The organism is Ornithinimicrobium sp. (assembly GCF_051004135.1).
Classification (GTDB): domain Bacteria; phylum Actinomycetota; class Actinomycetes; order Actinomycetales; family Dermatophilaceae; genus Ornithinicoccus.
The window spans coordinates 1-21,583 of sequence record NZ_JBPCKQ010000075.1; the positions used below are offsets into that span (position 1 = coordinate 1).

The 21,583-nt window shown below is 69.4% G+C and carries 22 protein-coding genes and 1 pseudogene; 11 read left to right on the forward strand and 12 right to left on the reverse strand.

Features of this window, described 5'->3' with window-relative positions; genetic code table 11:
- Positions 1-1,190: aldehyde dehydrogenase family protein (locus tag ACR2FV_RS04270; protein ID WP_434014459.1), on the reverse strand; the 1,190-nt coding region annotated here is incomplete at its 3' end.
- A 123-nt stretch (positions 1,191-1,313) separates the two neighbouring features.
- Between ACR2FV_RS04270 and ACR2FV_RS04275 the strand changes: the two genes are divergently transcribed.
- Complete coding sequence (locus tag ACR2FV_RS04275; RefSeq protein WP_434014460.1) at positions 1,314-2,564, forward strand: aspartate aminotransferase family protein; 1,251 nt, start codon at positions 1,314-1,316, stop codon at positions 2,562-2,564.
- Between the two features lie 31 nt (positions 2,565-2,595).
- On the opposite strand, the gene hppD is transcribed toward ACR2FV_RS04275, so the two are convergent.
- Positions 2,596-3,804, reverse strand: coding sequence for a 4-hydroxyphenylpyruvate dioxygenase (hppD, locus tag ACR2FV_RS04280; protein WP_434014461.1), 1,209 nt, complete (start codon positions 3,802-3,804; stop codon positions 2,596-2,598).
- 107 nt (positions 3,805-3,911) lie between these two features.
- Here hppD and ACR2FV_RS04285 point away from each other — a divergent pair, with 107 nt between their 5' ends.
- Positions 3,912-4,427 (forward strand): Lrp/AsnC family transcriptional regulator, encoded by a 516-nt coding sequence (locus ACR2FV_RS04285; protein WP_434014462.1) that lies wholly within the window; start codon positions 3,912-3,914, stop codon positions 4,425-4,427.
- Between the two features lie 16 nt (positions 4,428-4,443).
- Here the strand turns inward: ACR2FV_RS04285 and ACR2FV_RS04290 are convergent, their stop codons facing one another.
- A complete protein-coding gene (locus tag ACR2FV_RS04290) occupies positions 4,444-6,342 on the reverse strand; it encodes a glycoside hydrolase family 15 protein (RefSeq protein WP_434014463.1) in 1,899 nt (632 codons plus the stop codon).
- A gap of 152 nt (positions 6,343-6,494) precedes the next feature.
- Here ACR2FV_RS04290 and ACR2FV_RS04295 point away from each other — a divergent pair, with 152 nt between their 5' ends.
- Positions 6,495-7,643 (forward strand): 6-phosphofructokinase, encoded by a 1,149-nt coding sequence (locus tag ACR2FV_RS04295; protein WP_434014464.1) that lies wholly within the window; start codon positions 6,495-6,497, stop codon positions 7,641-7,643.
- Positions 7,644-7,787: 144 nt separating this feature from the next.
- Here ACR2FV_RS04295 and ACR2FV_RS04300 read toward each other — a convergent pair whose 3' ends face one another.
- Both ACR2FV_RS04300 and ACR2FV_RS04305 read right to left on the reverse strand, forming a co-directional pair.
- Entirely contained in the window at positions 7,788-9,548 is a 1,761-nt protein-coding gene (locus ACR2FV_RS04300) for a DEAD/DEAH box helicase (protein WP_434014465.1), read from the reverse strand.
- 153 nt (positions 9,549-9,701) lie between these two features.
- Positions 9,702-9,998 (reverse strand): DUF3039 domain-containing protein, encoded by a 297-nt coding sequence (locus tag ACR2FV_RS04305; RefSeq protein ID WP_434014480.1) that lies wholly within the window; start codon positions 9,996-9,998, stop codon positions 9,702-9,704.
- Positions 9,999-10,213: 215 nt separating this feature from the next.
- Here ACR2FV_RS04305 and ACR2FV_RS04310 point away from each other — a divergent pair, with 215 nt between their 5' ends.
- Entirely contained in the window at positions 10,214-10,705 is a 492-nt protein-coding gene (locus tag ACR2FV_RS04310; RefSeq protein WP_434014466.1) for a GAF domain-containing protein, read from the forward strand.
- A 170-nt stretch (positions 10,706-10,875) separates the two neighbouring features.
- Here ACR2FV_RS04310 and ACR2FV_RS04315 read toward each other — a convergent pair whose 3' ends face one another.
- The 3 genes from ACR2FV_RS04315 to ACR2FV_RS04325 are packed head-to-tail and all read right to left on the reverse strand — an operon-like array spanning position 10,876 to position 13,248.
- On the reverse strand, positions 10,876-11,439 hold the full coding sequence (locus ACR2FV_RS04315; protein ID WP_434014467.1) for a YqgE/AlgH family protein: 564 nt from the start codon (positions 11,437-11,439) through the stop codon (positions 10,876-10,878).
- Positions 11,436-11,822: a VanZ family protein gene (locus ACR2FV_RS04320; RefSeq protein ID WP_434014468.1), complete on the reverse strand. Its 387-nt coding sequence runs from the start codon at positions 11,820-11,822 to the stop codon at positions 11,436-11,438. Before ACR2FV_RS04320 ends, ACR2FV_RS04315 begins: the two co-directional genes overlap by 4 nt.
- Positions 11,809-13,248, reverse strand: coding sequence for an NAD-dependent malic enzyme (locus ACR2FV_RS04325; RefSeq protein WP_434014469.1), 1,440 nt, complete (start codon positions 13,246-13,248; stop codon positions 11,809-11,811). The genes ACR2FV_RS04320 and ACR2FV_RS04325 overlap by 14 nt, the downstream gene beginning before the upstream one ends.
- A gap of 72 nt (positions 13,249-13,320) precedes the next feature.
- Between ACR2FV_RS04325 and trxA the strand changes: the two genes are divergently transcribed.
- The 6 genes and pseudogenes from trxA to ACR2FV_RS04355 all read left to right on the forward strand — a co-directional run bounded on the left by trxA (position 13,321) and on the right by ACR2FV_RS04355 (position 16,944).
- Positions 13,321-13,710 (forward strand): thioredoxin, encoded by a 390-nt coding sequence (gene trxA, locus ACR2FV_RS04330; RefSeq protein WP_434014470.1) that lies wholly within the window; start codon positions 13,321-13,323, stop codon positions 13,708-13,710.
- A complete protein-coding gene (locus tag ACR2FV_RS04335) occupies positions 13,707-14,627 on the forward strand; it encodes a DMT family transporter (RefSeq protein ID WP_434014471.1) in 921 nt (306 codons plus the stop codon). The genes trxA and ACR2FV_RS04335 overlap by 4 nt, the downstream gene beginning before the upstream one ends.
- A gap of 622 nt (positions 14,628-15,249) precedes the next feature.
- Positions 15,250-15,741 (forward strand): beta-class carbonic anhydrase, encoded by a 492-nt coding sequence (locus tag ACR2FV_RS04340; RefSeq protein ID WP_434014472.1) that lies wholly within the window; start codon positions 15,250-15,252, stop codon positions 15,739-15,741.
- A gap of 145 nt (positions 15,742-15,886) precedes the next feature.
- Positions 15,887-16,063: pseudogene (locus ACR2FV_RS04345) on the forward strand (IS256 family transposase); the annotation flags it as partial.
- Between the two features lie 221 nt (positions 16,064-16,284).
- The gene (locus tag ACR2FV_RS04350) at positions 16,285-16,599 is read left to right on the forward strand and encodes a transposase family protein (protein ID WP_434014473.1); all 315 of its coding nucleotides are present in this window, start codon (positions 16,285-16,287) and stop codon (positions 16,597-16,599) included.
- Positions 16,600-16,635: 36 nt separating this feature from the next.
- Positions 16,636-16,944, forward strand: a complete 309-nt coding sequence (locus tag ACR2FV_RS04355) for a hypothetical protein (protein ID WP_434014474.1) — start codon at positions 16,636-16,638, stop codon at positions 16,942-16,944.
- Between the two features lie 78 nt (positions 16,945-17,022).
- Here the strand turns inward: ACR2FV_RS04355 and nagA are convergent, their stop codons facing one another.
- On the reverse strand, positions 17,023-18,177 hold the full coding sequence (gene nagA / locus ACR2FV_RS04360; protein ID WP_434014475.1) for an N-acetylglucosamine-6-phosphate deacetylase: 1,155 nt from the start codon (positions 18,175-18,177) through the stop codon (positions 17,023-17,025).
- Between the two features lie 63 nt (positions 18,178-18,240).
- On the opposite strand from nagA, the gene ACR2FV_RS04365 reads away from it, so the two are divergent.
- Positions 18,241-18,576, forward strand: a complete 336-nt coding sequence (locus ACR2FV_RS04365) for an ROK family protein (RefSeq protein WP_434014476.1) — start codon at positions 18,241-18,243, stop codon at positions 18,574-18,576.
- Between the two features lie 104 nt (positions 18,577-18,680).
- Here ACR2FV_RS04365 and nagB read toward each other — a convergent pair whose 3' ends face one another.
- The 3 genes from nagB to ACR2FV_RS04380 all read right to left on the reverse strand — a co-directional run bounded on the left by nagB (position 18,681) and on the right by ACR2FV_RS04380 (position 21,383).
- The gene (nagB, locus tag ACR2FV_RS04370; RefSeq protein WP_434014477.1) at positions 18,681-19,502 is read right to left on the reverse strand and encodes a glucosamine-6-phosphate deaminase; all 822 of its coding nucleotides are present in this window, start codon (positions 19,500-19,502) and stop codon (positions 18,681-18,683) included.
- 160 nt (positions 19,503-19,662) lie between these two features.
- Entirely contained in the window at positions 19,663-20,529 is an 867-nt protein-coding gene (locus ACR2FV_RS04375) for a carbohydrate ABC transporter permease (RefSeq protein ID WP_434014478.1), read from the reverse strand.
- Positions 20,529-21,383, reverse strand: coding sequence for a carbohydrate ABC transporter permease (locus tag ACR2FV_RS04380; RefSeq protein ID WP_434014479.1), 855 nt, complete (start codon positions 21,381-21,383; stop codon positions 20,529-20,531). The genes ACR2FV_RS04375 and ACR2FV_RS04380 overlap by 1 nt, the downstream gene beginning before the upstream one ends.
- Positions 21,384-21,583 lie beyond the last annotated feature (200 nt).

A 21,583-nucleotide genomic window follows, 5' to 3' on the forward strand; every position in this document is an offset into this window, starting at 1 on the left:
GGTCCGAAGATCTCCTCGGTGAGCAGGCGGGCGTCGTCGGGCACCTCGCTTAGAACTGTCGGGTCGTAGAAGTAGCCGGGACCGTCGTGGGAGTTGCCGCCCGTGAGCGTCTTCGCGCCCTTGCCGACCGCGTCCTCCACGAGCTCGGCCACCTTCGCGCGGGTGTCGTCGTCCACCAGCGGGCCCAGGTCGGTGTCGTCCTCGGTGCCCCGGCCCACCTTCAGCGCGCCCATCTTCTCGGCGAACCTCTTGGAGAACTCCTCGGCAACCGAGGCGGCGACATGGAAGCGGTTGGCCGCGGTGCAGGCCTCACCCACGTTGCGCGTCTTGGCCAGCATCGCGCCGTCCACGGCGGCCTCGAGGTCGGCGTCCTCGAACACGATGAAGGGCGCGTTGCCGCCCAGCTCCATCGAAACCCGCAGCACGTTCTCGCCCGACGCCGCGATCAGCTTGCGGCCCACCTCGGTGGATCCGGTGAAGGTGAGCTTTCGCAGGCGCGGGTCCTCGATCAAGGGGCCGGTGGTGTCGCCGGCGGAGGAGGCCGTGATCACGTTGAGCACGCCGGCGGGCAGGCCCGCGCGGTCGAGGATGTCTGCCAGCGCCAGCATCGACAGTGGCGTGAGCTTGGCCGGCTTGACCACCATCGTGCAGCCGGCCGCGACCGCCGGCCCGATCTTGCGCGTGCCCATCGCCATCGGGAAGTTCCACGGGGTGATCAGCAGGCAGGGGCCGACCGGCTGCTTGGTGACCAGGAACCGCGCGCCCCCCTGGGGTGAGGACTGGAAGCTGCCGTCGATCCGCAGTGCCTCGCCGGCGAAGTGCCGGAAGAACTCTGCGGCGTAAGCGATCTCGCCCTTGGCCTCGGCGAGGGGCTTGCCCATCTCCAGGGTCATCAGCAGGCCGAGCTCGTCCTGGCGCTGCATCAGCAGCTCGTAGGCGCGCAGCAGTATGCCGTGTCGCTCCAGTGGTGTGGTCGCGGCGAAGTCGGCCTGCGCGGCGACCGCGGCATCCAGCGCTCGTCGGCCGTCGGCAGGGGTCGCGTCGGCGACCGCACACAGCACCTCGCCGGTGGCGGGGTTGAGCACGTCGAACGTCGCGCCTCCCGTCGCGTCGACGAACTCGCCGTCGATGAACAGCTGGGTGGGTGTCCGCTCGAGGAGCGGCGCAGCGGCGGTGGGGCTGGTGGTCATCGATCCTCTTCCGTGGTGGGTTGCCGGCTACGCTACGCTTCGGCAAGATTGTCGACAATCCGACAAGACACCGCCGTCGCGGGTGCGCGTCGACCTGCGACCGACCGAGCAGGAGGCTGCCCCATGGCCCAGCTGTCCACCGTCCTCACCCAGGCCACCCCGGTCGTCGCGGCGCGCGGCGAGGGCGCGCTGCTGTTCGATGAGCAGGACCGCCGCTACCTGGACTTCACCGCCGGTATCGGCGTGACCAGCACCGGGCACTGTCACCCCCGCGTCGTGGCCGCGGCCCAGGAGCAGGTGGGGCGGATGATCCACGCGCAGTACACCACGGTGCTGCACCGGCCACTGCTGGACCTCGTCGACCGACTCGGGGAGGTGCTGCCCTCCGGCCTGGACCGGCTCTTCTTCGCCAACTCCGGCTCGGAGGCGATCGAGGCGTCGCTGCGGCTGGCCCGGCAGGCGACCGGGCGGCCCAACGTGGTGGTCTTCCACGGCGGCTTCCACGGTCGCACCGTCGCCGCGGCGTCGCTGACGACCTCGGGCACCAAGTTCCGCTCCGGCTTCGCGCCGCTGATGGCCGGCGTGCACGTCAGCCCGTTCCCTGACCCCCACCACTACGGCTGGTCACAGGAGCAGGCCACCGAGTTTGCCCTCGATCAGCTCGACTACACGCTGCAGACGCTCAGCGCCCCCGCGGACACGGCGGCACTCCTGGTGGAGCCGGTGCTGGGCGAGGGCGGCTACGTGCCGGCCAGCACCGAGTTCTTCGCCGGCCTGCGCGAACGGGCCGACCGGCACGGCATACTCCTGATCGTCGATGAGGTGCAGTCCGGCTACGGCCGGACGGGGAAGTTCTGGGGGCTCGACCACTTCGCCGGCCGCCCGGACGTCGTGGTCACCGCCAAGGGGCTGGCCTCCGGCTTCCCCCTGTCCGCGATCGCCGCGTCCGATGCGCTGATGAGCAGGGCCTGGCCGGGCTCACAGGGCGGCACCTACGGCGCCAACGCGGTCGCCTGCGCGGCGGCTCTGGCCACCCTCGACGTGATCCAGGACGAGCACCTGGTCCAGAACGCGGCAGCGCGTGGCAAGCAGCTGCGGGCCGGGCTCGAGGAGCGCACGACCCGGCACCCCGCCGCGGACAACGTGCGCGGGCTGGGGCTGATGCAAGGGGTGGAGTTCCGCGACGCGCACGGCAAGCCCGACGCCGCCGCCGCGAAGGCTGCGCAGCAGACTGCGCACGAGCACGGACTGCTCCTGCTGACCTGCGGCGCCTGGGGTCAGGTGGTGCGCTTCATCCCCGCCCTGGTCGTCGACGAGGCCCAGGTCGAGGAGGCCCTCGACATCTGGGGTCAGGTGCTCCACACACTCCCCTGAGTCGACGCCGCGCCCCGGTCCAGGAGCACGCTCAGAGGTTGCCGCGCTTGTCCTGCTCGCGCTCGATCGCCTGGAACAGCGCCTTGAAGTTGCCCTTGCCGAAGCCCAGCGAGCCGTGCCGCTCGATCAGCTCGAAGAACACGGTCGGCCGGTCCTGCAGCGGGCGGGTGAAGATCTGCAGCAGGTAGCCGTCCTCGTCCCGGTCGACCAGGATGCCCCGGGACTGCAGCTGCTCGATCGGCACCCGGACAGCCCCGATCCGTTCCCGCAGTGCAGGGTCCTCGTAGTAGGAGTCGGGGGTGGCCAGGAACTCGATGCCCTCACCCCGCAGCTCATCGACGGTGCGCAGGATGTCGTTCGTGGCCAGCGCCAGGTGCTGGGCGCCCGGGCCGCGATAGAAGTCGAGGTACTCATCGATCTGCGAGCGCTTCTTGCCCAGCGCCGGCTCGTTGAGCGGGAACTTCACCCGGTGGTTGCCGTTGGCGACCACCTTGGACATCAGCGCGGAGTAGTCGGTGGCGATGTCGTCGCCGATGAACTCGGCCATGTTGGTGAAGCCCATCACCTGGTTGTAGAAGGTGACCCACTCGTCCATCTTGCCGAGCTCGACGTTGCCGACGATGTGGTCCAGCGCCTGGAACAGCCGCTTGGGCGCACCGTCGCGCTTGACGTGGGTGGAGGTCCGCTCGACGTAGCCGGGCAGGTAGGGCCCGGCGTAGGCGCCGCGCTGCACGAGGGTATGCCGGGTCTCGCCGTAGGTGGCGAGCGCCGCCACGCGCACCGTGCCGTGCTTGTCGCTCAGTTCGGTCGGCTCTTGCACGATGCGAGCGCCCACGGAGCGGGCATGGGTGATGCACCGGTCGAGGTCGGGCACTTCCAGGCAGATGTCGACCACCCCGTCGCCGTGCCGGCGCACGTGCTCGTGCAGCGGGCTGTCCGGATCGACGCCGCCCTGGATCACGAAACGGATCGAGCCGGAGCGCAGCACGAACGACTTGTGGTCGCGGTTGCCGGTCTCCGGGCCCGAGTAGGCGATCAGCTCCATCCCGAACGCGGACTGGTAGAAGTGCGCGGTCTGGGTGGCGTTGCCGACCACGAAGACGATCGCGTCCCACCCGGTCACCGGGAACACGTCGGTGCTCTGGTCGTAGGGCACCAGGCCGACGAGCTGCTTGAGCTGGTCCAGCTCCAGGTCGGCGGTGCGCTCCTGTTCGGTCAGGGTGGCTGTCGTGTCGGTCATCTCGTCAGCATCCGACCGCCCGCCGGACTGCGCAACACCGCGCGTATGCAGTGGTCAGGTTGTGCAGAATGCTCGCACCGGGTGCACGATCAGTGGACACTATGACCATGCCCCTGGACACCGCATACCCGTTGGACGACCTCGACGCCCGGCTGCTGCACCTGTTGCACGACGAGCCGCAGATCGGCGTGCTGGGCGCCTCGCGCGCGCTGGGAGTGGCCCGGGGCACCGTGCAGAGCCGACTGGACCGGATGGTGGCACGGGGTGTGATCACGAGCTTCGCCCCGCGGCTCGACCCGGCGGCGATGGGCTATCCGGTGACCGCGTTCGCGACCCTGGAGATCCACCAGGGCACCGGTCCCGAACCGGTCGTGCAGCACCTGCTGGCCATCCCGGAGGTCCTGGAGGCGCACACCATCACCGGTGACGGTGACCTGATGTTGCGGGTGGTGGCCCGGGACAACGCCGATCTGCAGCGGGTCATCGACCTGGTGGTGCGGCACGAGCTGGTGGAGCGCTGTTCGGCCGCCATCGCGCTGTCCACCAAGCTCGCGCCGCGGATGCAGCCGTTGGTCACGGCTGCCGTGGACGACCCGGCGGCCGCAGACCGGCGGCCCGAGTAGCCGCGAGTGCCGGTGCTCAGGCGTGCTCGTCGTCGTCGGTGTACTTGTCCTCGAGCCGGATGACGTGCTGCACCGCGTTGATCAGCGCCAGGTGGGTGAACGCCTGCGGGAAGTTGCCCAGGTGCTGGCCACTGGACGCCTCGATCTCCTCGGCATACAGCTGCAGCGGACCGGCGAGCGAGAGCAGCTTGCCGCACAGCCGTCGCGCGCGGTTCCACTCCCCGATCTCGCACAGCGCCGAGACCAACCAGAAGGAACAGATCGTGAAGGTCCCCTCCTCGCCGTCGAAACCGTCGTCGGTCTCCTCCACCCGGTAGCGCAGCACCAGGCCGTCCTCGGTCAGCTCGTCGGCGATGGCCAACACCGTGGCGCGGATCCGCTCGTCGTCTGCGGGCAGGAAGCGCAGCAGCGGAGCGAGCAGCAGCGAAGCGTCCAGCGCCGTGGTGCCGTAGTGCTGCGTGAACACACCACGCTCGTCGACGCCGTGCTCCAGGATATCGGCCCTGATCTCCTCGGCCGCACTCCCCCACTCATCGGCCATGGCGTGCTCGCCGTAGAGCCGGGCCAGGTGGGAGCCCCGGTCGACGGCGACCCAGCACATCATCTTGGAGGAGGTGAAGTGCTGGGACTCCCCGCGCACCTCCCAGATGCCGGCGTCGGGGTCGCGCCAGTGCTTCAACGCCTCCTTGACCTGCGTCTCCAGGATCGGCCAGACCCGGTTGTCCAGCCGGTCCGCGGACTTGATGTGCAGATAGACCGAGTCGAGCAGGGCACCCCAGACGTCGTGCTGGCGCTGGTCGTAGGCAGCGTTGCCGATCCGCACCGGACGGGAGCCGGCATACCCCGGCAGGTGGTCCAGCTCGGACTCCGGCAGGTCGCGCTCCCCCCCGATGCCATACATGATCTGCAGGTCCTTGTCCTCGCTGGCGATGTCGGCGATGAACGCGAAGAAGTCGAGGGCCTCCCAGTCGAACCCGAGGGAGTACAACCCCCACAGCGCGAAGGTGGCGTCACGGATCCAGGTGAACCGGTAGTCGTAGTTGCGCCCGCCGCCGATGGTCTCCGGCAGCGACGTCGTGCCCGCGGCGGAGATGGCGCCCGTCGGGGCATAGGTCAGGCCCTTGAGGGTCAGTGCGCTGCGCTGCAGATAGCTGCGCCAGGGGTGGTCGGGGAAGTCGCCCCGCCCCAGCCAGTGCTGCCAGTGGTGCGCCGTCCACACCTGGCGCTTGTAGGCGTCGTCGAAGTCCATGGGCGGCGGGGCGCCGTTCCAGGACATCGCGACGTATCGCCTGTCGCCCGCCTTGAGCAGGGTGCGCGACTCCGCCTGGCCACCCTCGAAGCCGAGCGCCATGTCGGAGGTGAGATGGAGCTCCAGGTCGGCGTCATCATCTGCCTTGGCAACACCCTGGTGGTAGCCCTGGTCGGTGTATGCCCACGTCACCTGCGCCTGACCGTAGTCCAGCACCGGCTCGCAGTCCATGGTCGTCTGGACCTCGCCCGACACGCACCGGATGGTGCGCAGCAGGATGTGCTCGGCCTCGTAGTCGGTGGGGGTGCGCACGTAGGTGTTGGAGCGGTCCTCGGTGTGGTGCCAGGGCCCGATGAGCAGGGCGTCGCGCACGATGATCCAGCCGCTGTCGGTGCCCCAGCTGGTCTCCAGGATCATCGTGCCCGGCAGGTAGCGCCGTGCCGCGGGCACCCGCACGTCGGTCGGCGCGATCCGGAACGAGCCGGCGTGCCGACCGAGCAGCCGCCCGAAGGTGCTGGGGGCATCGAAGCGCGGGACGCACATCCAGTCGATAGACCCTCCGGGGGACACCAGGGCCGAGACCTCGCCGTCACTGAGGAAGCCGTAGTCACCGATCGGCACGTCGGCCTGCCATCCATGAGTTCCGGAACCGGGGGCATCAGTCATGACCGAACTATCGCCTTGTCACAGCCCGCTGGCAACCTTGACCCACCGGAAGGAGGACTGACATCGGCCACTAGCATGTCGCTGGCACGTGAGCCACGTCATACCAGAGCAGTCACACCACAGCAGTCAACATCACAGCAGAGGACGGACGTATGCGGATCGGGATCCTGACCGGCGGAGGCGACGTGCCTGGGCTCAACCCCTGCATCAAGGCGGTGGTCAACCGGGTGCACGACGAGGGGCACGAGGTGGTCGGGATCCGGCGTGGCTGGGGCGGCCTGGCCACGGCCAACCCCGATGACCCGGCCACCATCGAAGCCAACTTCATTGAGCTCAACCCGACCCGGGTGCGCACGGTCGACCGCAGTGGTGGCACGTTCCTGCACAGCTCGCGGACCAACCCCGGCCGGATGAAGACCAGCGAGGTGCCCGACTTCCTGCGCGACCAGGCCACGGGCGAGGGTCCACACGACTTCACCGCCCACGCCCTACGAGTGCTGGAGCACATGGGCATCGACGTCTTGATCCCGATCGGCGGCGACGACACCCTGTCCTACGGCCTGCGGATGCACCAGGAGGGGGTGCCGACCATCGCCATCCCCAAGACGATGGACAACGACGTGCACGGCACCGACTACTGCATCGGCTTCTCCACCGCCATCACGCGAGGCGTGCAGTTCATCCACAACCTGCGCACCTCGACGGGGTCGCACGAGCGGATCGCCGTGGTCGAGCTCTTCGGCCGCTACAGCGGGGAGACCTCGCTGATCACCGCATACCTGGCCGGGGTCGACCGGGCGCTGATCTCGGAGGTGCCGTTCGACGTCGACCGGGTCAGCGAGCTCATCGTGGCCGACAAGGCGCGCAACCCCTCCTCCTACGCGATGCTGACCATCTCCGAAGGTGCCTCGATCAAGGGCGGCGACATCATGGTCTCCGGAGAGGCGGACGCCTACGGTCACCGCAAGCTCGGTGGCATCGGCCAGCAGACCGGTGAGCTGATCAAGGAGCGCACCGGCGAGGGCATCGTCTACCAGCAGGTCGGCTACCTGATGCGCTCCGGCAGCCCGGACTCCCTGGACCTGATGGTCGCCACCAACTACGCGGTGATGGCCGCCGACCTGGCCCTGGACGGCTCGACGGGGCGGATGGTCGCGCTGCGCAACGGCACCTACACCAGCGTGCCGATCTCGGTGACCGGCGAGGGCGTCAAGCGGGTCGACATCGACGAGCTGTATGACGCGAGCCAGTACCGCCCGAAGGTGCGGCACGTGCGTGGCAAGCCGATGTTCCTCTACTGAGCGGTTCGCTGCACCGGACGCCTGAGCGCGGCGCCCAGCGGCAGCATCAGCACCGCTGCCTTGCGGTGGCCGTTGCATCTCCTGCCGCTCGATGGGCGGAGCGGGCGCCGCGACGCGTGCCGCACGGTCCTGCACGCCTCGGGCCTACCGGCGGCCGACGAACCACCGGCGCAGCGCGTCGGTGCGCGCGAGCACCTGCTCGCTGCTGGCCGTGCCCAGCTCGGGCCCGCCGCAGGAGCGGCGCAGCTCGGCGTGCACGATCGCGTGCGACTGCCCGGACTTGCGCGCGTAGGCCGAGACCAGCTTGTTGAGCTCCTTGCGGTGCTCGCCCAGGGCCCGGTGCGTGGCCACCTGGTCGGCGGCCTGCTGGCCACCACCCGAGCGTGCCTGAGAGCGCTGCCGGTCGCGCAGCACGTGGGCGACCTGGTCCGGCTCCAACAGCCCCGGCAACCCGAGATAGTCCTGCTCCTCCTCGCCACCCGGCAGCGAGCCCAACCCGAACTGCTCGGCGTCGAAGAGCACGTGGTCGAACTGCGCGTCGGAGGCCAACGCCTCGAAGGCCGCGCCGGAGTCCAGCGCCTGCTCCCCCTGCTGTGCCTGGGCGAGCAGGCCCTCCTCCTCGGACCACAGGTTGTCCTGGTCCTGCTCGTCGCCACCGCCCTCGGGCCCCTTGAGCACGTGGTCGCGCTCCAGCTCAAGGTTGCCGGCGTGGAGGAGGATCGGCGGCACATTGGGCAGGAACACCGAGGCGGTCTCGCCGCGGCGCCGGGCCCGAACCAGGCGCCCGATGGCCTGGGCGAAGAACAGCGGGGTCGAGGTGGAGGTGGCGTAGACGCCGACGCACAGCCGCGGCACATCGACACCCTCGGAGACCATCCGCACCGCCACCAGCCACCGGCTGTCGTTGCCCGCAAACTCCTCGATCCGCGGCGAGGCCCCGGCGTCGTCGGAGAGCACCACGGTCACCGACTCGCCACTGATCGCCTCGAGCTGCCGGGCGTAGGCCCGCGCCGAGCGCTGGTCGGTGGCGATGACCAGCCCACCGGCGTCGGGCACGTGCCGGCGCACCTCGGAGAGCCGGGTGTCCGCGGCCCGCAGCACCGCCGGCACCCACTCCCCCGCGGGGTCAAGAGCCGTGCGCCAGGCCTGCGCGGTGACGTCCTTGGTCAACGGCTCCCCCAACCGGGCCTCGATCTCGTCGCCGGCCCGGGTGCGCCACCGCATGCTGCCGCTGTAGGCCAGGAACAGCACCGGCCGCACGACCCCGTCGCGCAACCCCTCGGCATACCCGTAGGTGTAGTCGGCGGCCGAGCGCAGGACGCCCGCCTCGTCGAGCTCGTAACGCACGAACGGGATGGCCGCCGTGTCGGAGCGGAACGGCGTGCCGGTCAGTGCCAGCCGCCGGGTGGCGGGCTCGAAGGCCTCTCGGATCGCCTCGCCCCAGGAGCGCGCGTCGCCACCGTGGTGCACCTCGTCGAGGATGACCAACGTGCGCGCGGCCTGCGTGCGGGCCCGGTGCAGCAGCGGCTTGCTGGCCACCCCGGCATACGTGACCACCACACCCTGGAAGTCGCCCCCGTGCCGGCCCTGGGCGTTGCTGAACCGCGGGTCGATGCGGATGCCGACCTTGGCCGCGGCGTCGGCCCACTGGGTGCGCAGGTGCTCGGTCGGCGCGACCACGGTCACCCGCTCGATCTCCCCCCGGTCCAACAGCTCGGCGGCCACCCGCAGCGCGAAGGTGGTCTTGCCGGCACCCGGGGTCGCGACGGCCAGGAAATCGCGGGGAGTCTGCTCCAGGTATGCCGTGAGCGCCTCGACCTGCCACGCGCGCAGCTTCGCCGCGGTGCCCCAGGCGGCTCGCTCGGGGTAGGCGGGGGGCAGGTGGGACGCGGCGCTCGTGCTCATCGACGTAGAGGATAAGCAGGTTCTCCCTGGCGACATGCCCGGAGCCCCCCACGACCGGGTCCGGTGCGGGTGCGTGTTAAAGGGCGCGGGGCCGCCGCCCCGGTGGGCGAGCCTGCTGCGCGTCCGGCCCGGCCGCGCGGAGCAGGCCGAGCCCTACTCGCCGCCGTCCTGCGGCGCCTTGAGCCCGTCGTAGATCTCCTGGCAGGTGGGACACACCGGGAACTTCTTGGGGTCGCGCCCGGGGATCCAGATCTTGCCGCACAGCGCGGTGACCGGCTCACCGGACATCGCGCTCTCCATGATCTTCTCCTTGCGCACGTAGTGCGCGAACCGCTCGTGGTCACCGGGCTCGCTGAGCTCGGGAGCGTGCCGGGTGTCCTCGCGCTCCAGCAGCGCGGTGCGCGTGTCGGGGCCGGCCGGGGCCTCGGGTGAGTCCAGCGGCTCGGTCATGGCGTGGGTCGGTCGCTCCATGCCTCCACAGTATGCCGTGCACCGACTCCGAAGAGCTCCGCGCCGATTCCGGGGCCGGTCAGTGCCAGATGCGCTGGCCCACAGTCGGCGTAGGCTCCGCACTGTTCGAGCGTGCTGGACGTCCTGGTGGTCGTTCCCGTGCGTCGACGACGTCAGCCACCGCGCGGTGGCGTGACCCCCGGAAGGTGGGGCTCGTGCACGACCAACAGCCCTTCCTGCGCACCCTGTCCGACTTCGCCCGCCACCTGGTCACGCCGTATGACGTGGACGACACCCTTCAGGAGCTGGCCGAGCAGACCCAGCTGGCGCAGCAAGAGGGTCCGTGCGTGCTCGCGTGCCGCAGCGGAAAAGTGGTGGCGATCGCCGACCTGACCCAGATGACCACAGGGTGGGACGCCTACCGGGCCGTGGCCGCCGACCTCGGGATCGGTGCGGTCGCGGGTGTCCCGATGCGGCTGGACGGCGCGACGATCGGCGCTCTGAACCTCTACGCCAGGGGTCCCCGCGAATGGGGCGAAGAGGACCTGGCCGCGGTGCAGGTCCTGGCCGACATGTGCACAGGTCTGCTGCTCAACGCCGCGCAGCTCAGGCAGCAGCAACAACTGGCCGAGCAGCTCCAAGGTGCCCTGGACTCCCGCGTGGTGATCGAGCAGGCCAAGGGGATCATCGGGCACACCCACCGGTGAGAGCGTCGGGCAGGCCTTCGCCCGGATCCGTCGGCACGCCCGCAACAACCACCTGCCCTTGCATTCGGTGGCCCAGGACGTCGTGGACCGGGGCCTGCCCGTCTGAGCCAGAGTCCGCGCCACCTCGAGGGCGCCGCGGGCAGGTGAATCCGGCCGGAGGACCTCGGGACTCAGTTGTGCTCGGGGTGCTCGGTCCAGGTGAGGACCAGGGACATGCTGTTGCGCTGGCGCAGCAGCACGTGCTGCCACAGGCCGGAGGGGTTGGCCCAGAACGGGTCGTCGTCCTCACGCGGCACCACGAACCAGGCGCCCTCGGCGATCTCGGACTCGAGCTGCCCGGGCGACCAGCCGGCATACCCGACGAAGATGCGCACCGCACCCACCTGCGGCACCACGATCTGCGGTGGCGCATCGAGGTCGACCAGGCCCAGTCCGTCCAAAGTGACCTGCACGCCGACGACCGCGCCGTCCTGAGCCTGGGCGGGGATCCTGGACAGCCCCATCGCGCTGTCCATCCCCACGGGTCCGCCCTGGTGCAGGCGCGGCGGCGCGACGACGTGGCGGTGCCAGTCCGGCAGCACCGCCGAGACCTCGGCGTCCAGGGGTTTGTTGAGGATCAGGCCCTGCGCGCCGTCCGGTCCCTGGGTGAGCAGCAGCACCACCGATCGTTCGAAGACACCGCCGGTGCGCGGGGTGGCCACCAGGAGCCGACCGGCCAGCGGCGCAGCACTCACGTCGGGCTCCGGCGGCGGGCGCCCTTGGCGTCCGCCGCCCGCTTGCGCCATGCCTGCGCTGCCAGCACACCCAGCACGATACCGACCAGGTCGGCCACGGTGTCCCACGGATCGAGCTGCCGCTGCGTCGTCAGCCACGCCTGCAGAGGTTCGCTGAGCAGGGCGTGCAGCACCAGCACGGTCCAGGGCCAGGTCCGCGCCAGCCGGACCGCCACGACCGCAGGCAGCGCGAACATCGCCGCGTGGACCAGCTTGTCGGCCTGCGACGCCGCGGGGACGTCCGGGCCCTGCACGGCATACAGGGCCACCACCTGCAGGCCCATCAGCACGGCGAACGCGACCCACCAGCGGGAGCGGGCGCGGATGAGGTCACGAGCGATCACGGCCCTCCCGGCTGGCACCTGTGCCGTCCCGCTCGCGGGCCGCCTGCTCCACGGCGCGGGCGACCGCCTTGGTGGCCTTGGGGTTGAAGACGCTGGGGATGATGTAGGTGGGGTTGCGCTGGTCGTCGCCGACCACGTCGGAGAGGGCGATCGAGGCCGCCAGCAGCATGTCGTCGGTGACCTGGTCGGTGCCGGCGTCGATCAGCCCGCGGAAGACCCCGGGGAAGACGAGCACGTTGTTGATCTGGTTGGCGAAGTCACTGCGCCCGGTCGCCACGACCGTCGCGTGCTTGCCGGCCTCGGCCGGGTCGACCTCGGGCACCGGGTTGGCCATCGCGAAGACGATGGAGTCTTCGGCCATCGTGGCGATGTCGTCGCCGGTGAGGATGTTGCCGGCAGAGACTCCAATGAACACGTCGGCCCCGCGCAGCGCCTCCTTGAGCGTGCCGGTGGCACCGCTGGCGTTGGTGTGCTCGGCGATCCAGCGCATGTTGTCGTCACCGTCCTCGGCGATGTCCGGCCGGTCGACGTGCAGCAGACCGTTGACGTCGGCGACGACCAGGTTGGTGGCACCGGTCTTGACCAGTAGACGGAGGATGGCGGTGCCGGCGGCGCCCGCCCCCGACATCACGATCTTCACGTCCTCGATCTGCTTGCCGACCACCCGCAGGGCGTTGCGCAAGGCGGCCAGGCAGACGATCGCCGTGCCGTGCTGGTCGTCGTGGAAGACCGGGATGTCCAGCTCGTCGCGCAGCCGCCGCTCGATGTAGAAGCAGCGCGGGGCCGAGATGTCCTCCAGGTTGATCCCGGCGAAGCCGGGGGAGATCGCCTTGACGATCGCGACGATCTCGTCGGCGTCCGTGGTGTCCAGACAGATCGGGAAGGCGTCGATGCCGGCGAAACGCTTGAACAGGGCCGCCTTGCCCTCCATCACCGGCATCGCAGCCAGCGGTCCGATGTTGCCCAGGCCCAGCACCGCGGTGCCGTCGGTGACCACCGCGACGGTGTTGCGCTTGATCGTCAGCCGCCGGGCGTCCTCGGGGTTCTCCGCGATCGCTTGGCAGACCTTGGCCACGCCGGGGGTGTAGACCAAGGACAGGTCGTCCCGGTTGCGGATCGGCAGCTTGGACTCCACGCTCAGCTTGCCACCGAGGTGGACCAGGAAGACCCGGTCGCTGACCTTGCCGATCTCTACCCCGTGCACCTGCCGCATCGCGGCCACGACCTCCTCGGCATGCTCGTCGCCGTGGGTGGCGATGGTCAGGTCGGCCTGCAGCCGTTGTGTGCCGGACTCGGTGATGTCGACGGCGGTCACCATGCCGCCGGCCTTCTCCACCGCCCCCGTGATCTCGCTGACCGCGGTCACCCGCGCCGGCAGCTCGAGCCGGACGGTGATGGAGTTGGATATCGAGGGTGCGGGGCTCATGAGCGTCATTGTGGCGTATGTCGCAGGCCGCGGGGTGGGAATCCTGCGGCGGTTCGGTCGGTTGCCATCCTCATGAGCACTGTTGAGCTGACCGAGCAGACCTTCGAGTCGACCATCACCGACCACGACGTCGTGCTGGTCGACTGGTGGGCCGACTGGTGTGGGCCGTGCAAGCAGTTCGCCCCCGTCTACGAGGAGGCCTCGCGCAAGCACCCGGAGGTGGTCTTCGGCAAGGTCGACACCCAGAGCGAGCAGCAGCTGGCCGGCGGTGCCAACATCAGCTCGATCCCGACCATCATGGCCTTCCGCGAGGGCATCCTGGTCTTCGCCCAGCCCGGCGCTCTGCCGGCCACTGCGCTGCAGTCGCTGATCACCCAGGTCCTGGATCTGGACATGGACGATGTGCGCGCCAAGCTGGCGCAGCAGCAGGAGACCGCCGGCGCCCCCGCGAGTGGCGCGTGAGGCGCGACCTCACCTGGGTCGTCGCCCTGGCGGCCTGCCTTTGGGGCACGTCGGCGCTGCTGCGCGAGCCCCTGGCCCGGGACCTCGACGCCCCGACGATCGTCCTGTTCGAGCACATTGCCCTGGTGCTGTTCGTCAGCCCGTGGTTGGTGGGGGCGCTCCAGGCGTGGGCAGCCTCCCCCGCGCGGGTCCGGGCCTCTGCCGTGATCATCGGCGCCGGCTCCTCGGCGCTGGCCACCACCTTGTTCACGGCCGCGTTCGGTCTCGGCGACCCGATCACGCCACAGATCCTGCAGAAGCTGCAGCCGCTGGCCGCCATGGCCCTGGCGGCGGTGCTGCTCGGTGAGCGGCTCCGACCCCGTTTTGCGCTCTTCGCCGTCCCCGCGCTGATCGGGGCGTGGCTGCTGTCGTTCGCCGACCCGCTCGACGTGCAGGTCGCCGACCTGCAGGCTGCTGCGCTCGCGCTCGGTGCGGCCGTCCTGTGGGCCGGCGGCACGGTCCTGGGGCGTCTGGTCGGTGGCCAGATCGGCGCCCGGCACACCCTCGCCCTGCGCTTCGCCTTCGGGTTGCCGGCCACGGCGGTCATCGTGGCGCTCACCGGCTCGGGGTGGACGATGCCGCTGGACCGCACGCCGCAGCTGGTGCTGCTGGCCCTGATCCCCGGTCTGCTGGGGCTCTGGCTCTACTACGTCGGGCTGCGGCGCACTCCAGCTTCGCGGGCAACCCTCGCCGAGCTGATGTTCCCGGTCACCGCAGCGGTCGTGGGTGTGACGCTGCTCGATGCCACACTGACCCCCACCCGCTGGCTGGGCATGATCATCGTCGTGCTCAGCGTCACCGGACTTGCCTGGCACGAGCACGTCAGCCGGTCCCCCGCAGTGCGGGAGCACGACATACCTGCCTCGACCGCCGTCTGAGCGCATGTCGCGCCGGTGGGCTTGCATCGTCTGCAGGATTCGCTGCGCAGTGTGACGTGACCACAATGGTGGAGGTGGCGGGAAACTCCATGCCGCAGCTCTGATCTGCACTGACACGAAGTCAAGAGCAGCTGTGCCAGTACTGTGACAGTTGCGCACCTTTGTCCGCTTCCTGCGTAGCCGTGGGGTCCTGACCCGCCTGGTCACCGGTTGCTCCTGTGCCGAGGCTGCCGCGTTGAGCGGAACGGTCAAGGAGACCACGCTGCGCGACCGGCGCACCCAGTGGCTCACGGCCGGGGTGTTCGACAAGCTCCTGCACTCCTCTTCCCCTCGGCAAGCGACCCTTCTCACCACTTGGCGCCCGCCTCCCAGTGTGGCGGTGCCGGTGCCGTCAGGCTTACCCGGGCCGGGGACCTCGGCCTGGCCGGTCAGCTCAACCACGAAGGGACGGCCACCGTCGGCGGCTCCCGCAGCGGTAGCCAGGACCAGCGCCAGCACTAGGGCGGGGGCGAGAAACCATCGACTCCTCCGGCTGGGAACACGGCCGGTGAGCGGGCGGTTGATCTCTAACGTACCCGGGAGCGGCGTGGCCGCTGCCCACCCATCGCAGGAGAGGTCCACCATGTCTGTCACCGATGACTTCGTCGCCAACGCCGAGCAGTATGCCGCCTCCTTCGACCGTGGCGACCTGCCCCTGCCCCCCGCCAGGCAGATCGCCGTGCTCGCCTGCATGGACGCCCGCCTCAACGTCTACGGCCTGCTCGGGCTGGCCGAGGGCGACGCGCACGTCATCCGCAACGCCGGCGGCATCGTCACCCAGGACGAGCTGCGCTCCCTGGCGATCAGCCAACGCCTGCTCGGCACGACCGAGATCATGCTGATCCACCACACCGACTGCGGCATGCTGACCTTCACCGACGAGCAGTTCCGCCGGCAGATCGCCGCGGACACCGGAGCCAAGCCGACCTGGGCGGCGGAGGCCTTCAGCGACCTGGACGAGGACGTGCGGCAGAACATCGCCCGGATCCACGCCGAGCCCGCCATCCCACACAAGGACTCGGTGCGCGGCTTCGTCTACGACGTCGCCACCGGCGGCCTTCGCGAGGTCCGTTGACCGTCCCGGCACTCCCGGCACTCCCGGCACTCCCGGCACTCCCGGCCACAGCGTACGCAACCTGCCCCGGGGCGGCATCCGCAGCCATAAAACTCACGATAAGGTCAATGGATAGTCAAGTTCGAGAACTTTCTTGACAGTGGCTTCCCGGGCCGCTGGGGTAGCGAAGGCGTTCAAGCTGATCGAGTCCGCTCAACGCCGGTGGCGAGCGGTCAACGCACCCCACATGGTCCCGTTAGTCCGCGCTGTGGCCACGTACGACAAGGGCGTCCTGGTCGAACGACCCGACCACGAATCCGGAGGTGAGCGTCAAGTCGCCTGACACGCCCATCCACAGGTCCTGACAACAGCTCCCGGGCGGCGCGCCATCCGCTGGCTCCCCGCAGTGCCCCCACCCGCAGGGGCTCGGCAAAGTCGGCCGTTGATGCTGTGACCTGCGGATGCGTAGCTCTGTTGTCGGTGTGTCGCGTGTTACGGGTGTGACCCTTGGGATTCTGATGGTTGTTCTCACACACGCCATCGAGCCGAAGGACCACACCCGCGATGTCATCCTGCCCCACCCCTGGCCATCCTGCTGACCTGAGCGCGGACCTGCAGGGGCTAGCTACCTTGCTCGACTCGGCGCCGGACCCGCGGGCCCGGCGCGGGAAGCGTCACGCGTTGACGCCGCTGGTCCTGGGGATAGCTGCGGTGCTGTGCGGTGCCCGCTCCTTCGCCGCCATTGGGCAATGGGCTGCGGCCCATGCCGGCTCGATCCGCATTGACGCCCTGGTGGCCCGGGCCGCGGACGAGACGACGTTCCGGCGGGTCTTCGCCCTGGTTGACGCCGATGCCCTGGCCGCGGCGGTCGGAGCGTAGCTGTGGACCCGGACCGCGACACAGCAGGGTCGGCGGGTGATTGCCACCGAGGGCAAGACCGTGCGTGGAGCACGCAGCCGTGGGCAGGTCGCGCCGCACCTGGTCGCGGCGTTGGACCAGGGCAGCGGCGCCGTGCTCGGTCAACTGTGCGTGGCGGCCAAGAGCAACGAGATACCTGCGGTGCGAACCCTGCTGACCTGTTTCGACGTGGCCGGCACGATCGTGACCGTGGCCGCCATGCACAGCTCCGCCTGGCTGGCTGGCTGGCTGGCTGGCTGGACCAACATCGCCCAAGCCACCCGATATCCCGCCCACCACCCCGCCCTACTCGGCCTGACCTGCTGAAATGCGACTTCGCCGGGGCCCTGCGGACCTACCCAGGACCCAACGACGTCCTCACACCAAAAGACGCCAGGCACCCCGTCATGGGCCGGGGTGTCGGTCAACAGGCGGCTGCCACTCCCCGGACCGCATCACGGATTGCACCTTCAGCCCGGCCGAGAGGAGCACAAGGTCGGCGCGATGTCCGGAACTCAACCGGCCGACTTCGGTCAGTCCGAGAGCTGCGGCGGGCACTAAGGTAGCCGCAGCCAGGATGGAACTCAGCGGCAGCGCTGCGGCGGTCATCGTCCGCACGGCTCGGTCCATGGTCAACGTGCTCCCGGCGATCTGCTTCGAGCCGAGCAGTCGGGGAAGATCGTCCGAGCCCACCTCGACCTCTAGCTCTCCCAACCGGTAGCGACCCGGCGGGGCCAGTGCCGCGGCCATCGAATCGGTGACCAGGCTGAAACCGCCACGGGCGCTGCGCGCCGCTAGCGCCAACACCTCGGGATCGACGTGATGCCCATCGGCGATCAACTCGATCAGCAACCGGTCGTCGTTCAGGGCGGCCACCACGGGTCCAGGCGCGCGGTGGTGCACTGGCCGCATCGCGTTGAACAGGTGGGTGACCATGCTGGCGCCGGCGTCGGCTGCCCTGCGCGTGGTGTCGAAATCGGCATCGGTGTGACCGATGGCGACGACCACCCCGGCTTCACTGAGCTGTCGAACCGCATCCATCCCACCGGGCAACTCGGGAGCAAGAGTCACCATGCTGAGGTGACCGCGGCCGGCATCCAGCAGCGTCTGTATGTCGTGTGGGGTCGGCTCGAGCAGGAGGTGCGGTGCGTGGGCACCGGCGAAATGGGGGCTGAGCCATGGCCCCTCCAGGTGTATGCCGGCCAACTCTCCGGAGTCCACCAGGTCCGCCAACGACTCGACCTGACACCTCAGATCGGACAGGCTGCCGGTGACCAGGCTCGCCACGACCGAGGTGGTGCCGCCTTGCCGTTGGGCCCGAAGGGTCTGCATCGTGGCCCCAGGGTCTGCGTCGGAGAAGGCACTACCGGAACCCCCGTGACAGTGCCCGTCCACGAAGCCCGGGCTGAGGATCTCTGCCCTGACGGCGTCGTCGGCCGAAGACAAACCCGTGGGCTGCGCCCCCCGCCCAGCGCGGGCGATCCTGTCTCCCTCGACCACCACCCACCCCGGGGCAAGAGCACCGTCAGCATGCAGCATCTGCTCGCCCACGATCAGCATTTCAGCACCGTACCCGTCATCGCTACGACTTGATCAGAACATTGGTTGGAGCAGCGTGAGCCCATGCTGGGTACGCCCAGGCAAGACGGCAGGCGGGAGCCGGCCTCGGACATCGTGGCGGGGGTGGACCTAGGTGGCACCAAGATCGGAACGGCGCTGGTGGATGCCGACGGCCGGCACCGGCAGATCGAGACCGTCCCCTCAGCAGCCAAGGATGGCCCGCAAGCGGTGCTGGATGCAGTGGCTGATGCGGTGAGGACAGTCCTGTACCCAGGTCGGCCAGCGCGATTGCGCGCCGTTCGCAACGACGTCGACGCAACGCGCAGCCGGGGCGGTCTGGCTCGGTGCGGCCGCCGATACCGCCAGCGCGTTGATGGTGGGGGTGGACACCGGAGGTGACCCCGGTGTCGTAGCCCAACCGGGAACCGCCGACTGCGGCGATTCCACTGACGGCGTAGACCAGTCGTGGTGATTCGGCCGTCCGCTTGGAGGGATCGAGGGTTTCACTTATGGCGTTCCCTCTCGGCGGTGATGGTGGCTGGATCGTGACGCTGCCACGCGGGCTTGTGCTCATAGACATAGCTGTAGTAGTCGCTCAAGGTCAGTGCGCTGGCTGCAAGCTCATCCAGGATCACTGTGGCGTCCGGATGCATCTGCAGCAACGACGCTGGGCACATGGCCGTCACCGGCCCTTCGACCATGGCGGCGACAGCCCGCGCCTTGTGCTCGCCCTGAGCCAGCAATACGAGCCGGCGGGTTTCGGCGATCGTCCCCAATCCCTGCGTGATGCAGTGTTCGGGCACTTGGTCAGGGCTATCAAAGAATCGCGCGTTGTCCGAGCGCGTCTGCGGGGACAGCGTCTTGATCCTGGTGCGCGAGGCGAACGACGAGGTCGGCTCGTTGAAGCCGATATGCCCGTTGGCCCCGATGCCCAGGATCTGCACATCGACCCCACCCGCGTCCTGAATCGCTTGTTCGTATGCTCGACATGCGCCCACCAGATCGTCCGCCGAGCCGTCCGGGACGTGCACTGCGGCGGGGTCTAGGCCCAGCGGCTGCACCACCTCGTCCCGGATGATGGAGGCGTAACTTTGCGGGTGATCCGATGGCAGGCCCACATACTCGTCGAGCGCGAAGGCACTGGTGCCGCCGAAGTGCAGCGCGCCGCTCCTGCGACGCCGCGCCAGCTCGGCATACAAGCCCAGCGGGGAAGACCCGGTCGCCAGCCCCAGGACCGTATTTGACCCGCTCGTGAGCACCTCAGCGACCATGTCGGCTGCTAACTGCGCCCCCTCTTGCGCGCTGCGCAGGATCACGATCTCCATCAGTTACAACCCCTCATCGTCCAGCACCACCGACTCGGGTTTCCTCTCCGTTGGTCGGGACCCTCGTGTCCCGATGACCCGGCACTGCGCCGACATCCTTCCATCTCCGAGCGCAGCAGCGCAGGTCACGGTGCAGGCGTGCCCACCACGGCGGTCGAAGTCACTTCACGCTTCCGGCGGTGAGCCCCCCGATCAGGTGTTTTTCGATCATGGCAAAGAGGATGACGACCGGCACCACGGCGATCACCGACGCTGCGAACAGCTGGTCCCAGTTCTGCTCGTATCCGGTGATGTAAGCCCGCATGCCCACCGTCAGTGGCTTGCGGCTGTCGTCGATCATCAGCGTCAGCGCCACGATGTACTCGTTCCACGCGGCGATGAACGTGAAGATCGTGGCCGTCACCAGCCCCGGCTTAGTCAGCGGCAGCATCACCCGCCACAAGGTTTGCAGCCGGTTGCTGCCGTCCAACTGGGCCGCCTCCTCGACCTCCTTGGGAATGGAGGAGAAGAAGCCGTGCAGGATCCAGACACCGAAGGCCAGGTTGAACGCCGCGTTGGTGATGATCAGCGCCGCGTACGTGTTGATCAGGTTCAGCTCGAAGAACTGCCGGTACAGCCCGACGACCAGCGCGGTCGGGCTGAACATCTGCGTCACCAGCACGAGTAACAGGAACGGGGTGCGCCCCGGGAAGCGGAACCGCGCCGTCATGTAGGCCGCGGGGATCGCCACCGCCATCACCACGACCGTGGATGCGGTGGCGACCAGCAGCGAGGTCTTGAGCCAGTTCAGGAACCGCTCGTCGGTGAGCACCTGGGCGTACGTGGACAGCTGCCACTCCCGGGGAACGAACGACGGCGGGGAGGTCTTGACGTCGACCGAGGTGCGCAGCGAGCTCATCACCATGACGCTGTAGGGCGCCAGAAACACTAGGGCCACGGCGGCTCCGAGAGCCGCAAGCCCGAAACGGCGCCGCCGCTGTTGACGGTCCGCGCGAGCCGCGGGTGCAAGGGCTGGGGCGGTGCTCATCAGCTCGTCTCCTCCCGCCAGTTGACAACCTTGAGGTAGACCGCGATGGCCACCAGGATCAACAGCACGTTCATGATTCCCATGGCTGCCGACATACCCACGTCCTTGGCTTGAGATTCGAAAGCCAGCTTGTACATGAACGTGATCGACGTGTCGGTGGAGAAGCCGGGGTTGCGGTCGTTCAACGTGTAGACGATGGGGAAGCTGTTAAAGACGTAGATGACGTTGAGCACGGCAGCCACCAGCATCGCCGACTTCATCAGCGGCAGGGTCACCAGACGGTAGCGCTGCCAGGCCGAGGCGCCATCAACCCGGGCCGCCTCCATCATCTCACCCGGGATCGCGTTCAGGCCGGCGATGAAGACGAACACCGTGAACGGGACCGACACGAGGATCCCGACGGCGATCATCGCCGGCATCGTCCAGGCGTCGTCGCCGAGGAAGTCGATGGGCGTGTCCAGCAGGCCCACCGAGGTCAGGACGTGGTTGATCATGCCGTAGTTGTAGTCGTACAGCAGGACGAACAGCTGGCTGGTGATGATCAGCGAGGCGGCCCAGGGCACGATGATCGACCAGCGCACGAAACGTCGACCGGGAAACTCCTGGACCAGCAACTGCGCCAGCGCCAGGCTGATCAGGATGGTGAGCGTGACCACCGCCACGACCCAGACCCCGGTGTTACTCAAGACCGTCCACAGCGCGCGGTGGTCCAGGACGTCGGCGTAGTTGCTCCAACCGGCGTCACCGATGCGCAGACCGGTGATCGAGTAGTCCCCTCGAGAGGCCTGGAACAGCTTGACCGCCGGGTAGAGCACGACGCCGAAGATGAGCGCCAGCGCCGGGCTGAGCCACAACAGGGCGACGAGGGGATGCGTCCGCCCGACCCCGCCACCGCCCCAGCGACGACGGCGGGGCCCGGGGGGGGGGGGGGAGAGAAGGGGGGGGGGGGGGGGGGGGGGGGGGGGGGGGGGGGAGGGGGGGGGGGGGGGGGGGGGGGGGGGGGGGGGGGGGGGGGGGGGGGGGGGGGGGGGGGGGGGGGGGGGGGGGGGGGGGG

Coding starts and splice junctions, on each gene's coding strand:
- ACR2FV_RS04275 (WP_434014460.1), top strand. CDS start 1,314: ATGGCCCAGCTGTCCACCGTCCTCACCCAGGCCACCCCGGTCGTCGCG.
- hppD (WP_434014461.1), bottom strand. CDS start 3,804: ATGACCGACACGACAGCCACCCTGACCGAACAGGAGCGCACCGCCGAC.
- ACR2FV_RS04285 (WP_434014462.1), top strand. CDS start 3,912: ATGCCCCTGGACACCGCATACCCGTTGGACGACCTCGACGCCCGGCTG.
- ACR2FV_RS04290 (WP_434014463.1), bottom strand. CDS start 6,342: ATGACTGATGCCCCCGGTTCCGGAACTCATGGATGGCAGGCCGACGTG.
- ACR2FV_RS04295 (WP_434014464.1), top strand. CDS start 6,495: ATGCGGATCGGGATCCTGACCGGCGGAGGCGACGTGCCTGGGCTCAAC.
- ACR2FV_RS04300 (WP_434014465.1), bottom strand. CDS start 9,548: ATGAGCACGAGCGCCGCGTCCCACCTGCCCCCCGCCTACCCCGAGCGA.
- ACR2FV_RS04305 (WP_434014480.1), bottom strand. CDS start 9,998: ATGACCGAGCCGCTGGACTCACCCGAGGCCCCGGCCGGCCCCGACACG.
- ACR2FV_RS04325 (WP_434014469.1), bottom strand. CDS start 13,248: ATGAGCCCCGCACCCTCGATATCCAACTCCATCACCGTCCGGCTCGAG.
- trxA (WP_434014470.1), top strand. CDS start 13,321: ATGAGCACTGTTGAGCTGACCGAGCAGACCTTCGAGTCGACCATCACC.
- ACR2FV_RS04340 (WP_434014472.1), top strand. CDS start 15,250: ATGTCTGTCACCGATGACTTCGTCGCCAACGCCGAGCAGTATGCCGCC.
- ACR2FV_RS04350 (WP_434014473.1), top strand. CDS start 16,285: ATGTCATCCTGCCCCACCCCTGGCCATCCTGCTGACCTGAGCGCGGAC.
- nagA (WP_434014475.1), bottom strand. CDS start 18,177: ATGCTGATCGTGGGCGAGCAGATGCTGCATGCTGACGGTGCTCTTGCC.
- ACR2FV_RS04365 (WP_434014476.1), top strand. CDS start 18,241: ATGCTGGGTACGCCCAGGCAAGACGGCAGGCGGGAGCCGGCCTCGGAC.
- nagB (WP_434014477.1), bottom strand. CDS start 19,502: ATGGAGATCGTGATCCTGCGCAGCGCGCAAGAGGGGGCGCAGTTAGCA.
- ACR2FV_RS04375 (WP_434014478.1), bottom strand. CDS start 20,529: ATGAGCACCGCCCCAGCCCTTGCACCCGCGGCTCGCGCGGACCGTCAA.